12 protein-coding genes are annotated in these 15,538 nt (G+C 63.3%); 8 read left to right on the forward strand and 4 right to left on the reverse strand.

The window, feature by feature from the left end; all coding sequences use genetic code 11:
* Positions 1-42: 42 nt before the first annotated feature.
* Positions 43-1,350: a xylose isomerase gene (xylA, locus tag ABWK72_RS02710; RefSeq protein ID WP_367873241.1), complete on the forward strand. Its 1,308-nt coding sequence runs from the start codon at positions 43-45 to the stop codon at positions 1,348-1,350.
* A 186-nt stretch (positions 1,351-1,536) separates the two neighbouring features.
* Here the strand turns inward: xylA and tnpA are convergent, their stop codons facing one another.
* From tnpA to pstB, 3 genes are all read right to left on the reverse strand, one after another.
* A complete protein-coding gene (gene tnpA, locus ABWK72_RS02715) occupies positions 1,537-2,007 on the reverse strand; it encodes an IS200/IS605 family transposase (protein ID WP_367873242.1) in 471 nt (156 codons plus the stop codon).
* A 157-nt stretch (positions 2,008-2,164) separates the two neighbouring features.
* Positions 2,165-2,875 carry a phosphate signaling complex protein PhoU gene (phoU, locus tag ABWK72_RS02720; protein WP_367873243.1) on the reverse strand — a complete coding sequence of 237 codons (711 nt, stop codon included), beginning with the start codon at positions 2,873-2,875 and terminating at the stop codon, positions 2,165-2,167.
* A 5-nt stretch (positions 2,876-2,880) separates the two neighbouring features.
* On the reverse strand, positions 2,881-3,741 hold the full coding sequence (gene pstB / locus ABWK72_RS02725) for a phosphate ABC transporter ATP-binding protein PstB (protein WP_367873244.1): 861 nt from the start codon (positions 3,739-3,741) through the stop codon (positions 2,881-2,883).
* Between the two features lie 126 nt (positions 3,742-3,867).
* Here pstB and ABWK72_RS02730 point away from each other — a divergent pair, with 126 nt between their 5' ends.
* Positions 3,868-4,494, forward strand: coding sequence for a DUF47 domain-containing protein (locus ABWK72_RS02730; protein WP_367873245.1), 627 nt, complete (start codon positions 3,868-3,870; stop codon positions 4,492-4,494).
* A gap of 10 nt (positions 4,495-4,504) precedes the next feature.
* Positions 4,505-5,959: an anion permease gene (locus ABWK72_RS02735; RefSeq protein ID WP_367873246.1), complete on the forward strand. Its 1,455-nt coding sequence runs from the start codon at positions 4,505-4,507 to the stop codon at positions 5,957-5,959.
* A 44-nt stretch (positions 5,960-6,003) separates the two neighbouring features.
* On the opposite strand, the gene ABWK72_RS02740 is transcribed toward ABWK72_RS02735, so the two are convergent.
* The gene (locus ABWK72_RS02740) at positions 6,004-6,741 is read right to left on the reverse strand and encodes an endonuclease/exonuclease/phosphatase family protein (protein WP_367873247.1); all 738 of its coding nucleotides are present in this window, start codon (positions 6,739-6,741) and stop codon (positions 6,004-6,006) included.
* 107 nt (positions 6,742-6,848) lie between these two features.
* On the opposite strand from ABWK72_RS02740, the gene pgsA reads away from it, so the two are divergent.
* The 5 genes from pgsA (at position 6,849) to hemW (ending at position 15,532) form a co-directional block, all read left to right on the forward strand.
* On the forward strand, positions 6,849-7,445 hold the full coding sequence (gene pgsA, locus ABWK72_RS02745; protein ID WP_367873248.1) for a CDP-diacylglycerol--glycerol-3-phosphate 3-phosphatidyltransferase: 597 nt from the start codon (positions 6,849-6,851) through the stop codon (positions 7,443-7,445).
* 151 nt (positions 7,446-7,596) lie between these two features.
* On the forward strand, positions 7,597-9,015 hold the full coding sequence (der, locus tag ABWK72_RS02750; RefSeq protein WP_367873249.1) for a ribosome biogenesis GTPase Der: 1,419 nt from the start codon (positions 7,597-7,599) through the stop codon (positions 9,013-9,015).
* 10 nt (positions 9,016-9,025) lie between these two features.
* Positions 9,026-9,967 (forward strand): PIG-L deacetylase family protein, encoded by a 942-nt coding sequence (locus ABWK72_RS02755; RefSeq protein WP_367873250.1) that lies wholly within the window; start codon positions 9,026-9,028, stop codon positions 9,965-9,967.
* 209 nt (positions 9,968-10,176) lie between these two features.
* Entirely contained in the window at positions 10,177-14,325 is a 4,149-nt protein-coding gene (locus ABWK72_RS02760) for a beta strand repeat-containing protein (protein ID WP_367873251.1), read from the forward strand.
* A 121-nt stretch (positions 14,326-14,446) separates the two neighbouring features.
* Positions 14,447-15,532, forward strand: a complete 1,086-nt coding sequence (gene hemW / locus ABWK72_RS02765; RefSeq protein ID WP_367873252.1) for a radical SAM family heme chaperone HemW — start codon at positions 14,447-14,449, stop codon at positions 15,530-15,532.
* Positions 15,533-15,538 lie beyond the last annotated feature (6 nt).

Genomic DNA, 15,538 nt, shown 5'->3' on the forward strand with positions numbered 1-15,538 from the left:
GTGTGGACTCCGGGCGTCGGTCCGCCTATTGGGATCGCACCCATGGCCTACTTCCCGGACATTCCCAAGATCGCTTACGAAGGTTCCAAATCCAAGAACCCATTCGCGTTCAAACATTACAATCCCAACGAGGTCATCGAAGGGAAAACCATGCGCGACCACATGCGCTTCGGCGCGGCCTATTGGCACGTCATGCGCAACGGTCTGGCCGACCCCTTCGGCCCCGGCACCGCGGTCATGCCATGGGACGACTACTCCAACTCGGTCGACAACGCCAAGAAGCGCGCCGACGTGTTCTTCGAGTTCCTCGATAAGATCGACATCGGCTACTACTGCTTCCACGACCGCGACATCGCGCCGGAGCTGAATGACTTCGCGAAGTCCACCCAAGCGCTCAAGGACGTGGTCGCCCACCTCGGCGGTCTCCAGAAGGCCACCGGCAAGAAGCTCCTCTGGGGCACCGCCTGCCTCTTCTCCCACCCCCGCTACTCGCAGGGTGCCGGCACCTCGCCGGATGCCCGGGTCTTCGCCTACGGCGCGGCCCAGGTGAAAGCCGCGATGGATGCCACCCACGAGCTGGGCGGCGAAGGCTACACCTTCTGGGGCGGCCGCGAAGGCTACGCCACCCTCCTCAATACGGACATGAAGCGCGAGCTCGACCACCTCGCCGCGCTCCTCCACATGGCCGTGGACTACAAGAAGAAGATCGGTTTCAAGGGCCAGTTCTACATCGAGCCGAAGCCCCGCGAACCTTCCACCCACCAGTACGATTCGGACTCCGCGGCCTGCCTCAACTTCCTGCGGCAGTATGACCTGCTCGGCGACTTCAAGCTGAACATCGAGACCAACCACGCCACGCTCGCCGGCCACACCATGGAGCACGAGCTCACCGTGGCCCTCGGCGCGGACGCCCTCGGCTCGATCGACGCGAACCAGGGCGACACCTTGCTCGGCTGGGACACCGACCAATTCCCGAGCGACATCTACGGCACCACCAAGGTGATGCTCAAGGTCCTCGAAATGGGCGGCTTCACCACCGGCGGCCTGAACTTCGACGCCAAGCGCCGCCGCGAGTCCCACGAGCCGGTCGATCTCTTCCACGCCCACATCGGCGGCATGGACGCCTTCGCCCGCGGTCTCAAGGTCGCCGCCGCCATCCGTGCCGATGGACGGATCGATGACTTCGTGAAGAACCGCTACTCCTCATGGGACAGCGGCATCGGCGCGGAAATCGAAAAGGGCTCCCTGGACCTCGACCAGCTCACCGACTACGTGCTCCGCAATGGCGAACCCGTCGTCGCCTCCGGTCGCCAGGAACTCATGGAAAACATCCTCAACGAACTTCTGTGATCGAATCGGGGAGTCCGCTCCCCGCAGAAGATCACCTTCCAACGGGTGCCAAACGGCCCGGCGTGCAAGCGCCGGGCCGTTTCTTTTCTTGAGCCCCGAAGGGGCGGCCGGGAGACAGCCCCGGGTGCAACCCGGGGTAGCGTGTCGCCCCCTAATCGTCCCCTGAAGGGGAACCGGGAGGCCGCTTCAGTCCCAAACGTACCGCTCATCCCATTCCACGCCGTATCGTGTGAGGAGACGCCGGAATTCGTCCTGAAACGTGGTCTTCCGATGATGCTCGGCCTGATTCGCAATGTACTTCTCCAACTGGTCCCCATGTCCCGGACTGATCGAAAACATCCCATATCCACCCTGCCAATGAAATGCGCCAAAACTTCTGTCGCGCTCCTTCACCCATTTCGAGGATCCAATCTTGATCTCCTTCACGAGATCCGCCGGGGAAATGGTGCGAGGGTGCGAAATCAAAAGATGGATGTGATCCACAACCGACCCCGCGGCGAGCAAACGCCCGCCCACACTCGCCAGGATCCCTCCGATATAACCATGGAGATCGTCACGGAAATCATCATCGAGCCATGGCTTCCGATCCTTGGTTGAGAAGACAAGATGAACTAACAACGATGCGAGAGACTGCGACACGATCAAGAGATTGATCACCTGCGAACGCCAGATCAAGACCGTCCTCCCGCCCCCCCTTCAGGGGACACAAATCGTTACGCCGCAGGACCCCGGGTTCCACCCGGGGCTATCTCCCGGCCGCCCCCTTCGGGGCTTCGGAGCCCTCGTCGATCCCGGCAACCCCCGGCTCAAACCCTCACTCCGCCCCCACCTCGTCCGACACCGGCCTATTCAACTTCTCATGCCGGATATCCCGCGCCTGATCCAAGAACACCGCGTCCTCCCCGATATTCTTCGCCAGATCCCCGATCCGCTCCAAGGACCGCGCGACGAAGACCAAATGCAGATAATCCTCCGCCCGTTCCCCACCCTCTTCCAAGCGTGAGGTAAAGGTCGCGATCAGCCGCTTGTGCATCTTGTCCAGATCCTTGTCCCGAAGTTGCAGCGACTGCCCCAACTCCGCATTCCGGTCCGTGTAAGCCGACATCGCGTCGCGCAATTGCTGGTCCGCCAGAGCATACAGCGGCTCCAGAAACGAAACCTCCGCGCACTCCGACCGTGACAACATCTTGCGCGCGCGCTTCGCGATATTCGTCGCGTGATCCGAAACCCGTTCCAGATTCGCGGCGCACTTCATCGAGGTGATCACCAGTCGCAGGTCGCTGGCCACGGGGTGGAAGCGAACCAGGGTCTCCATGCCGATCCGGTCGATCCGCAGTTCGGCCTCGTCCACCTCGTCATCGTCGGCGATCGCCGCCTTGCAGCGTTCGAGGTCCCGCTGCAGCAGCCCCTGCATGGCGCGTTCGAGATTGAGGCGCGCCTGGCCGGCCATGGCGATGACTTCGTTCCGGAGCGATGCGAAGGCTTGGTCGAATTCGCGGAGAATGTGTGGGGTATCGGAGTGCATGAGAATCAACCGAAGCGGCCGCTGATGTAGTCGAGAGTGCGCTTGTTGCTGGGATTCTCGAAGATCTTACGCGTCGCGGCGTACTCTACCATTTCCCCCAGATAAAAGAAAGCCGTGCTATCGGAAACCCGCGTCGCCTGCTGCATGTTATGGGTGACAATAACGATCGTGTAGTGCTCCCGCAGGCCTAGGATCAGGTCCTCCACGTGCGCCGTGGCAATCGGGTCCAGCGCTGAACAGGGCTCGTCCATCAGAATGATCTCCGGGTCCACCGCCATCGTCCGGGCGATGCAGAGTCGCTGCTGCTGGCCGCCGGAGAGACCGGTGGCCATGTCCTGCAGGCGGTCCTTCACCTCGTCCCACAGGGCGGCACGGCGCAGGGACCGCTCCACCACTTCATCCAACGCGGCCTTTTTCTTCTCGCCGAGGGTTCGTGGACCGTAAGCAACGTTGTCGTAGATGCTCCGGGGAAAGGGATTGTACTTCTGGAACACCATCCCGACGTGCCGGCGGAGCTGCACCGGATCGATCGATTTGTCAGCGATATTCGCGCCCTCGATGATGATCGAGCCCTTGGTCACCCGCGCCCCCGGGACCAGATCGTTCATCCGGTTGAAGCAGCGCAGCAGCGTCGTCTTCCCGCAGCCGGACGGCCCGATGAACGCGACCACCTGATTCTGAGGAATATCGAGCGTGACGTCCTTGAGCACCTGCTTGTCGCCATAGGAAAAGTCCACCCCCTTGATCTGGATGGCCGGGATGCCGGCGGGTGCGGCGTCTCCACTAGCGGGCGTTTGGGGTGCTTCGTGCGTCATCGGCGGGGTCACGGGCCGTCTGCGGGGCGGGGCTTCGGTTAGCAGTGACATGGCGGATTGTAAAGGTCTCGGGCCCACGGGAATTCGGGCGACGGAGGAACTCTGGCAGGGAATTCGTAGGGCGCGGCTTGCCACCGGTGACGTTTTCGCCACAAATCGCGGCGGAAGCCCTTTCCCATGATCTCCATCCAACGCTTTTTCGGAAAAGAAGACCGCTTTTTCGACCTGCTCATCGCCAGCGCCGAGGAGGCGCGCAATAGCATCGTCGATCTGACCCTAGTCCTTCGCCGCGAGAATGAACCCTCGCTGGAGAAGTTCGCGGAAGTCCGTAAAAAGGACAAGGCGATCACCCAGGAAATCAACGACCTGCTGGTGAAAAGCTTCGTCACGGCGCTGGAGAGGGAGGACATCGAGGCCCTGACCACCGCCCTCTACAAGATCCCGAAGACGGTCGAGAAGTTCGTCGAGCGCTACCAGATCTCCCAGGACCGGATCGCCAGCGTCGATTTCAACCGCCAAGCCGCCATGCTCGACGAGGCGACCTCGCTGGTCGTCCAGATGATCCAGGCGCTCCGCAAGGGCATGGACATCGTGAAGATGAAGGAGCTCAACGACCGCATGCAGCAGATCGAGGGCGAAGCCGACCGCCTGATCATCGATTCCCTGCGGGAACTCTACAGCGGCAAATACGAGGCCCTGCTGGTGGTGATCATTTCCAATCTCAACGATCTGCTGGAGAAGGTCTTCGACCGCTGCCGCGACGTCGGGAACGTGGCCAAGCAGATCGCCTACAAGAACTCTTGAAGCGCCACACATGACGCTCATCCTCGTCGTTATCCTCGTGGCCCTGGCCTTCGAGTTCATCAACGGCTTCCACGACACGGCGAACTCGATCGCCACCGTGGTCTCCACCAAGGTCCTGACGCCGCGCCAGGCCATCATGCTGGCGGCCGCGACCAATCTCGTCGGTGCGCTGGTCGGCCACGCGGTGGCCAAGACCGTGTCCTCGGGCCTGGTGGATTCGCAGTTCGTGACCTCCGCCACGATCATCTGCGCGCTCCTCGGCGGCATCGTCTGGAACCTGCTGACCTGGTGGCTGGGCTTGCCCTCCAGTTCCACCCACGCCCTCGTCGGCGGCCTTTGCGGCGCGACCTTGGCCAATGCCCAGAACAACTGGGGCGCAATCATCTGGTCCCAGGAGAAAATCAAGGACGGCAAGGTGGTGATGGAAGGCGTCTTCCACAAGGTGATCATCCCCATGCTCGGCTCGCCGGTCGTCGGCCTGGTGGGGGGCTTTCTGGTGATGACCCTGCTCTACGCGCTGCTACGCAACTCCCGGCCGATGTGGGTGAACCGCTTCTTCGGCCGCGCCCAGATCTTCAGCGCCAGCTACATGGGCTTTGCCCACGGCCTGGCGGATGCACAAAAAACCATGGGGATCATCACGCTGGCGCTGGTGACAGCGACCACGGCCGGCTCCTTCGAAAAACTGCCGGATGTCCTCCACTTCCTGAAGATGGAGAAGACCCCGGCCGCCGAGCAGCTGCTGAACACGGTGATCGCCGATGAGCACACCCTGGAGACCGCGGCTGCCTTGGAAGTGGAGGGCTTCAAGATGCGCTCCGGCGAATTCCGCGAAGCCTTCCTCTCCCTCGCCGCCGAGGTCCACGAATCCCTCGGCGATGAAGCCGGTGCCGCCCGGACCCGCGCCGATGTGAAGAAGGATTACGACGCCAATGTCGCGAGCCAGGACGCCAGGATCCTCACCAAGATCCCGATCCTCGGACCCATGGCCGCGGTCAAGATCACCGACTGGCCCAAGGCCTTGGATGCCGAGGCAGCAAAGGCTGTCGAGGATGGCAAGCCGCCCCTGAAAGCGATGGCCACCAAGGTCCGCGATCTCGCGCCCGATGTCCCCCCGTGGATCAAGGTCGTCTGCGCCCTGGTCATGGCCGCCGGGACCTCCGCCGGCGGCTGGCGTATCATCAGGACCATGGGCCACAAGATGGTGAAACTTCAGCCCGTCCACGGCTTCGCCGCCGAGACCACCGCCGCCACCCTCCTGGCCGTCACCGGGAATCTGGGCATGACTGTCTCCACCACCCACGCCATTACCACCGCCATCATGGGCGTCGGCGCGACCAAGCGTTTCAGCGCGATCGACATGCACATCGTCCGCAAGATCGTCGGAGCCTGGGTGCTCACCCTTCCCGCCTCCGCCGGCGTCGCCTATGCCGCCATGTGGCTATGGCTCAAGGTCGCCGGGTAAGGAGTGCGGTCGCCCTGTTAGGAACGCGGGTCTGGAAAGCCGCGCTACATCTTGATCACGGCGATCACGGGGCGGTGATCGGAGGCGACGGCTTCGGGAAGGACGCTGGCCGGTTCCTTCGGCTCGAGGCCGCGGAGGAGGATGTGGTCGATCTCGGACTTGGGATCGGCGGCCGGGCAGGTGAACTTCGGGTCCTGCTTGGGGACCGCGGTCCATGGGGAGGCGAAGGACTTGAGGACGGCGGAGTCGGGGCCGGCATTGAAATCACCGGCGAGGACCATCGGCTCGTGATGGTTCTCAAGCGCCTTGGCGAGGGTCTGCGCTTGCTTGAGGCGACGCTCGTCCTGCTGGTGATCGAGGTGGACGGTGATCATGCGCAGCGGCTTGCCGTCGATCTTCACTTCGGCCTCGAAGGCGATGCGCGGTTCGCCATCGCCCGGGAGCTGGTGGACCTGGGTATCGCCGATCGGGAAGCGCGAGAGAATGGCCTGGCCGTAAGCACCGCCATCGAAGTCCATGGCCTTGCCGAAGGCGACATGCAGACCGGTGAGGCGGGCAAGCTCGGCAGCCTGGTCGACCTTCTTGCTGCGTGTGCACTGGTTGTCGACCTCCTGGAGGGCGACGAGGTCGGGCTTTTGCTCGACGATGAGCTTGGCGATGCGTTCGAGGTCGAGCTTGTTGTCCTCCCCCACCCCGTGATGAAGGTTCCAGCACAGGACGCGGAGTTCACCGGCAGAGACGGACGCGGCGGCGAGCAGAAGGATGGAAAGGGAGCGGAGCATCTTGGGATGGGCGATACGCGGATGGTGGGGGTTTCTCTCGTTCGGCGGGGATTCGTGAAGATGAAATGAAGTCGCCCGTGCTAAGAAAGCATGCTTTAATCAGGCGGATGACCTTCGCCAGCAAGATCACGCTCGGCCGCATCTTCCTGGTGCCGGTCTTCGCCGTGTACGTGGCGCGCTACGGCATGAGCGTGGCGGCGGGTCAACCGCAGGAAAGCCTGCGCTGGACAGCCCTAGGGCTCTTCGTGTTCGCGAGCGCGACGGATGGCGTGGACGGCTACATCGCCCGCCGCTTCAACCAGAAATCGAAGTTCGGGGCCTTCATCGATCCGCTGGCGGACAAGTTCCTGCTGATCACGGCGATCCTGTTCCTGAGCTTTTTCCCGTGGGGCGACAACGACTGGCGGATCCCGCCGTGGTTCGCGGCGCTGGTGATCGTGCGGGACATCCTGATCGGGATCGGGATCCTGCTGGTGAAGCGCTCGGCGCGGGAAGTCCACTATGCGCCGCACTGGACGGGCAAGGTCTGCACGGCCACGCAGATGTTCGCGATCGGCTGGGTGATGCTGAAGGTGGGGAATCTGCCGCCGGTGTATCCCTGTCTGGTGGCGGCGGTTTTCACGCTGTGGTCGGCGTTTAACTACTATTTGGAGGCTGCGCGGCAATTGCGGCGGCAGCCGGTGATTGAAGGAAACCACGGATGAACAAGGATTGACACGGGTGGAAGGTCGGGGCGGCGGCGATTGGGGCCCTTGCCCAGGATCCGTGTTCATCGGTGTTTATCCATGGTTTGCTATTCCCGGTTTCGCCGCAAAGCCCTTGCTAGCGGCGATTTGCTGCCCTAAAGCCCCTTCCATGCCTACTGTCGCCATCGTCGGACGCCCGAATGTCGGGAAATCCGCGCTCTTCAACCGCCTCGCGAAGCGGAAGATCGCGATCGTCCACGACCAGCCGGGCGTGACGCGCGACCGGATCTCCGCGCCCTGCCTGGCGACCACCATTCCCTGCACCCTGATCGATACCGGCGGTATCGGCGGGACGCTGGAAGACGGATTCGCCGAAGCGGTGACGATCGAAGCCGATATCGCGATGCAGACGGCGGATCTGATCCTCTTCGTGGTGGATGCCCAGGACGGGATGACGCCGGTCGATCTCGATCTGGGCGCGAAGCTGCGTAAGGCCAAGCCGCCGGTGATGCTGGTGGTCAACAAGGTCGATGATGACAAGCACACGAAGAATGCTGACGAGTTCGCGCGCCTGGGCTTCGGCGAGGCGGTGCGGGTCTCCGCCGAGCACGGCAAGGGCATGTCCTTCCTGACCGAAAAGATCGACGAATTCCTGAAGCCGCTGGTCGGTGAGATCGAGCAGCTCGTGGCCGAGGCGGAGATCGCCGGGATCAAGCTGGCGATCGTCGGCAAGCCGAATGCGGGCAAGTCCTCGCTGGCCAACGCGATTCTGAATGACCAACGGACGATCGTTTCGGAGATCGCCGGGACGACTCGGGATGCGATCGACCTGCCCTGCGAATTCGCGGGCGAGAGGTTCACGCTGATCGACACCGCCGGCCTGCGCCCGCGCTCGAAGCGGGACACTTCGGTGGAAGTCTTTTCCGCGATGCGCTCCGAGCGGGCGGTGCGGCGGGCCGACCTGTGCATCCTGGTGGTCGATCTGGCCGCGGGGATCAGCTCGCAGGACAGGAAGATCGCGCAGATGATTCTGGAGGAGAACAAGCCCTGCCTGATCGTGCTGAACAAGTTCGACCTCTATCATCCCGAGGCCCCCAAGAAGGCGCGGATGGAAGAGGCCACGGAGCACGTGAAGCGCGAGTTGTTCTTCCTGGCCTATGCGCCCTTCGTCGCGGTCTCCGCGAAGAGCGGCCAAGCGGTCGATCAGGTGCTTAAGGAAGTGCTGAAGATCCGCAAGGGCGCGCAGAACGTGCCGAGCACCGGCAAGCTCAACCGGATGCTGCAGGACGCCATGCAGCTCAATCCCCCGCCCTCCGACAGGCGCTCGGCCAAGCGCGTGAAGCTTTACTACGCCACCGCCGCGGTGGAGGAAAAGTACAGCGTCATCCCGGTGCCGACCTTCGTGCTCTTCGTGAACGACAAGAGTTTGATGCCGAAGAGCTACGAGTCGTATCTTTCGAACCGGCTGCGGGAGTTCAATCCGGTGGCGGGTGTGCCGATCGTGTTCTCGGTGAGATCGCGGGATCGCCGGGAGTGGGAGAAGCGCGATCCTCCGGGCGGGGCGCGGGGCGGGAAGAAGACGTCCTAGCGGGTCGCGGGTGTCGCCTCTCCTTGGGCATTGGTCATCGACGGGGATCTCCCGGCGGACCAGCGTCGGGGCGATGAAGGCGATGTTTGTCCATGCGCATTACGACGACTACGAGTTCACGGCAGCGGGGACCTTCGAGTTATGGCGGCGTGGCGGAGATGACTTTCGTGGACGGGTGGTGGTGTGCACGGACGGACGGGCCGGCCATCACTTCCGGACGCGGGAGGAGACCGGGCGGATCCGGCTGGCGGAGCAGGAGGAATCGGCGCGTCTGGGCGGCTACGAATTCCAGCCGCTGCGGCTGCGTGATGGCGAGATGCCGCGCGAGGCTTGCCTGCAGGCCACGGTGGAATTCCGCGCGGCGCTGTGGAAGGCGATCCGCGATTTCGAGCCGGACTATCTCTTCTGTCCGCCGCTGGCGGCCGATCCGCTGACGGGGATTCACAACGATCACCAGACAGTGGCGGAAGCCATACGCCAGCTGGCGTACATGATCAATGTGCCTCACGCCTTCACGCCGGAGTATCCCGCGGATGAAACGAGCTCCGCGCCGTGCAAGGTGCCGGTAATCCTGAATGTCCACGACTGGTACATGTCCGGCGCGAATGCCTGCGACCTGGCGGTGGATGTGGAGGATGCCTTCGATGTGATCGCGCGGCTCTCTTGGTGCCACCAATCGCAGGTGCGGGAATGGCTGCCGTGGGTAGGACGCCACGACCTCGCCGCGCCGGAGTCGCTGGACGAATGGAGCGCCGCGCTGCGCGAACGTTTTGACCGCAAGAACCGCGAGCTTGAGCTGCCCACGGCCCGGGCCACCGAGGCGTTCCGGATCACCGCTTGGGGGGCGGTGCCGACCCTTGACGAGTTGCTGAAGGACTTCCCGCCCCTGATCAAGGACGGCGCGAGGCTGGAGCGGCTTGCGGAGCGCCTGTCCCGCTGGCGTGGAGAGTAATCCGGAGGGCGGGATAGAACAGCGCGGGAGCAGGGTATCGATACGATAATTCTATCGGGCGCTGCGCTATTTTCGGGATTCGGACTGATTCCAAGGCCTGTCATACAAATCGCAGCTTTACATCCGGGAGCCAAAGGATTTGCATGCAAGAGACGGGAAGGGAAAAAACCCAATTTTTCCTCCCTCCCCCGTCGAAACCCGAATTGTCCATGAAAACCCCATTGTACTCCCGCTACAGCTATTCCTTACTCCTGTGCCTTCAAGCCGTCGCCACCGGCGCGGAAATTCCGAAGCTCTTCAATAACGTCGCCCTCAACCTCCCCGGTTCGTGGAACGGCGGCCCTCCCGGCGTCAACGATGTGATGTTATGGGACGCCACCTTCGTCGACACCGCCTCTGGCGCGGGTTCGCTTTCGCCGCTGGGTGGGGACATGTCGGTCCAAGGGATCAAGGTCACCAACGTCGGCGGCACGCGCAACCAAACGACCCGCTTCGTCGGCTTCCAAAATCCACTCTCAGCGAACACGCTGACCATTGGAGCGGGAGGCGTCGACATGACCAACGCGACGCAGGCCTTCCTCGCGCAGTCCAAGATCCTGATCGGCGCGGACCAGACCTGGACCATCGGCAACGCTAGCACGGTGGCCAATTCGATCGCCTTCAACAACAACGAGGACCTCGCCTTCCAATCGCTGATTCCCGCGGCCACCTTCAACCTTGGCGGCAAGACGGTGACGACCACCGGCGGCGGTTACATCACGATTTCTTCGGGCTACGTGATCAGCAACGGAACTTTCAACAGCGGCAACAATCTCTTCGTTATCCAAGGTGGTGGCAGCCAGGTGATGAACCTGCAGGCCAGTCTGAATCTGATCGTGAGTTCCGGACGCCTCCGGCTAGCGGCAAATAGCGGGGTGGCCGGGGTTTCGCTGGTTTCCGCAGCCCCGGTCACGGTCAACGCGGGCATTCTGGAGATGCGCGTGGGGGGGGCACTGTCGACGACCCAAAACGGAGCAATCACGCTCAATGCCGGATCCGGACTTTCCTATCTGGTGGATAGCACCGGCCCGCTGGCTGCCACGGGTGCTATCAACGTGGCCGGGAGCACAACCCTCCGGGTCAGCGGTGGCGGGATTCCGACCACCTTGCCGGTCTTCTCGGGAGGGCTCACCGGTTCCGCACCGATCAGCTTCCTGAACACGGCGACCGCGGCGGGCGGCTTGCTGCGTTTCACCGGCGACAACAGCGCTTACTCCGGCACGTTCACAATGAACGGCCTGACCGGGAACCGCACCCTCCGGCTGGCGGGTGCGAATTCCGGCAGCACTGCCGCCACATGGAATGTCGAGGCCGGGAACATCCTACAGTCGGAGGGCTTGGCGGTATCGCTCGGGACCTTGAACGGGGCCGGCACCTTGACCAACTCCCATGCCACGAACCCGGCGACCTTCACGATCGGGGCCGGCAATTTCAACGGTGCCGTGACCGACGGACTCTCCGCGACCACCGGCATCACCAAGACCGGCCCCGGGACCCTGTTCCTGACCGGCCTCAATAACTATACGGGCGCGACCACGATCAACCAAGGGAGCCTGATCTTCAGCCCGGATCATTTCGGGAGCGGTGCGATCAACGTGGCTGATGGCACCACCTTCGGCACCCAGGTGAAGTTGCCGGATACCACGCTCACCGGCGGCGATCTGACCGTAGGGTCCGCCACCGGAGCGACCCTGCAATTGGATTTCGGCCTCAACCCGAATCCGGCGAATCCCCCGGTAGCAGTCACCGGTCTGGTTTTCAACGGTCCCTCGACGGTGAAGATCATCGGTAAAAATCTGACCGCGGGCACCTTCCCGGTGCTCCAGTATACGACCTTGGGCGGCACCCCGCTCAGCGGTTTGACTTTGGCGCTGCCAACACGCACCAACGGCTCGCTGAGCGATACGGGATTCGGGGTCAACCTGAACATCACCTCGACCGAGCAGGTCAAGTGGAACGGCGATGTCAGCAATGACTGGGACATCGATCCGACCGGTGCCAACGTCGTGGGAACGCCGAACTGGCTGACCACTTCCGGCAACGCCGCGACCCGCTACATCCAAGGCACCATCGGGTCCGATGCGGTGAACTTCGACGATTCCGCCAGCGGCGGCACCGAGAAGACGGTGAACCTGACGGCCACGGTAACGCCGAGCGGGCTGACCTTCGACAATTCGGCCAAGAACTACACCCTCACCGGCAGCGGCAAGCTGAGCGGCGTGACGATCTTGGAAAAGAAAGGCACCGGAATGGTGACCTTGGCGAACACCACGGCGAACGACTACACCGGCGGCACGATCATCACTGCCGGGGCCTTGCGCTTGGGCGACGGCGTGACGCCGGGCGCGGGGGTCATATCCGGTGCGATCCAGAATGAGGGAACGCTGATCCTCAACCGGCCCGACAGCTTCGACTTCACCAATGCTCTCACCGGCAACGGCACCCTCGAAAAAGCAGGTTCGAATACGGTCAGTTTCACGCTTCCCACCACCATCACTACTCCACTGGCCCTCACCGCCGGGAAGCTGAAGTTCAATGCCGGAGGATTCCTCACCGGCACCCTGAGCGGTGCCGGTGAACTGGAGGCTGCGGGCGGCACGCTGGAAGTCGGTTCCAACCTCGATCTGGTCCCGAACACGAACACCGGCCTGACCACCATCAGCGGGGGTAGCTTGCGTCTGAACAAGTCCGCAAACGTGGACGCCTTGGGCGGTAATATCGACATCATGGGTGCCGGCGTCCTGGCAACGGGCAATCCCGATCAGGTGGCGAACACCGCCACCGTGCGCGCGCTCGGCACTTCGGCCGACTCCTTGTCCGGTGTTACAGGCCTCGAGACCTATGCCAATGTCGTGGTCAACGGGGTGCCTACCACCCAGCTGATCCTGCGCCACCTTGCGGTGGTGACCGGCACGGGCACGGTCAACAACGGCATCCTCGGTGTCGCGAGCGCGCACACCGCCACCGTCGAGAGCGTGGTCATGACCTCTGCCGATTCCATTCTCCGCGTGGCAGGCGGCAGTGCTCTCTCCACCATGAACGTCGGCAGCGGCGGGATCACCGCCAGCGGGGGTGACGTGCAGGTGAAATTCAGCAACACGGAGTTCCCCGCCGTGCTGAATCTGGCGGGGGATCTGACCACGACCGGCAACTTCACGTTCAGCAACGGCGCCTACCCCGGAGCAGTCGAGAATGTCGTCAACCTGATCGGCAACCGCGTCTTCAACATCGGGGCGGGCACCACCACGACCTTTGCACCCGACCTTGCGACCACCACCGAAACCCTGACGAAATCGGGCGCGGGAACGCTCTCGTTGAACACCACTTGCGACGCTACCATCGCGGGCGGGACCACGGTCAGCGATGGCTCGCTGCTGGTGAACGGTTCGCTTTCCGGGAGCATCCAAGTGGACGCTACGGGCACCTTGGGGGGCAGCGGGACGCTCTCCGGGGCGGCCGTCGTGGATGGTACGGTTGCACCCGGTGCCGCCGCGGCGATCGGGCTTTTGACTTCCACCAGTTCGGTCACCTTCGAGCCGGATTCCGACTTCGCGGTCGGCGTCGGTAGTTGGATCGGGACCACGCCGGGCGGAGATTGGGATTCGCTTAGCGCCGCATCGCTGGCCTTCACCGCCACCGTCGGCAATCCGCTGACCATCCACGTTTCCGGCTCGCCGACCGGCTTCACCGAGAGCAACAAGGTCATCGTGATTGCCAGCTCGACGGCGGCTCCGACCGGCTTCGATCCCGCCGCGATCGTGGTGGAATCGGCAGGTTTCAGCGGCACCGGCACTTGGGTCGTGCAGCTCAATGGCAATAATATCGAGCTGGCCTACACCGCCGGCACGGGCAGTCCGTTCAGCAGTTGGGCTAGCGGCGCGGGACTCACCCCGGGCAACAATGGCCAAACCGACAATCCGGACTTCGACGGGGACAACAACCTGGTCGAATTCGCGCTGAAGGGAGATCCGATGACTGGCAAAAGCAACACCCAGGTGGCATCCAAGCTCGCCAGCGTAGGCGGTCAGACGGCGCTAACGCTGACACTGCCGGTGCGCAACACCGCGACATTCTCCGGCCTCACGGAAAAGGTTGCGGCGGTCGATGGTGTCACCTACCGCATCCAAGCTGGCGATAACCTGAACGGTTGGACCTTGGAGGTATCGGAAGTGATCGGGGCGGATGCCGCGGCGATCCAAGCAGACCTGCCCGTTCTGCAACCCCTGTCCGGGTGGACCTACCGCACCTTCCGCAGCCCGGGTGCCGTCAGCGGGGATCCGATCGAATTCATCCGCCTGCAAATCACTCCCACCCCTTGATCGGGCCTTAAGGATTCAAGGGCCTGCACCGCCTCCGGGGGTGCAGGCTTTTTCGTTGCCCGGAGGCCCGGCGCGGATGGCGGATTGACTCCGCCCGGTTCCGCGTGCACAGCGGGGTCTCTTGCTGCTGTATCTCCACGTTCCCTTCTGCCACCGGATCTGCCCGTACTGCTCCTTTTACAAGCACACGCCGGGCGATACTTCGATCGGCGCTTTCATCACGGCTCTGTTAGACGAGGCCTGCAAGCGGATCGGCGAGTCGGCGGAGAAGCCCCGCACGCTCTATCTCGGCGGCGGGACGCCTTCGATGCTCTCGCCGACGCATTTGAGGACGCTCTTCCTCGGCCTTGGCGCGATACTGGATCTCACGCGGCTCGACGAGGTGACCATGGAAGCGAACCCCGCGACCTTCGATGTCACGAAGGCGCGGCTGTTCAAGGAACTCGGGGTGACGCGGGTTTCGCTCGGCATCCAGTCCTTCACACCGCACGTGCTGGAGGCGCTCGGCCGCGAGCACAGTGCGGAGGAAGCCGCCGCCGCGGTCGGCACCCTGCGCGAGGCCGGCATTCCCGAAGTGAACATCGATCTGATGTTCGCGATTCCCGGGCAGTCGGAAGCGGATTGGCGTTCGACGCTTGAGACGGCCATCGGCCTGAAGCCCGATCACATCTCGGCCTACAACCTGACTTACGAGGAGGATACCGCGTTCTTCGAGTCCCTGCGGCGCGGGGAGGTAGCGGAGAGCGAGGACGTGAATGCACGCTTCTTCCTGCTGGCGGACGAGATGCTGCGGGCGGCTGGCTTCGAGCACTATGAGACTTCGAACTACGCGCAGCCGGGCAAGCGTTCTTCCCACAACCGCGGCTACTGGCGCGGCGAGGACTATCTCGGGCTCGGTCCTTCGGCGGTGTCGACCGTGGCAGCGCAGCGGGTGAAGAACGTCGCGGATACCGCCGCCTACGTCCGCATGATCGCGGGCATCGGCAGCGCGGTGGTGGAGACGGAGTTGCTGGATGGGGAGCAGCGCCGCCTGGAAAGGATCGCGCTGATGTTGCGGACCGACGAGGGGGTGCCGCTGGATCTGTTAGATCAAGCCGGGGTGTCGCGTCTGTTAGAGCATGGGCTTGCAGAGCAGCGGGGAGAGAGGTTGGTGCTGACGCTGGCGGGGTCGCCGCTGGTCGATCCGATCGCGGCGGAACTGGTTTGATCTGCC

It is taken from the genome of Luteolibacter sp. Populi (genome assembly GCF_040801775.1).
In the GTDB taxonomy this organism is placed as follows: Bacteria; Verrucomicrobiota; Verrucomicrobiia; order Verrucomicrobiales; family Akkermansiaceae; genus Haloferula.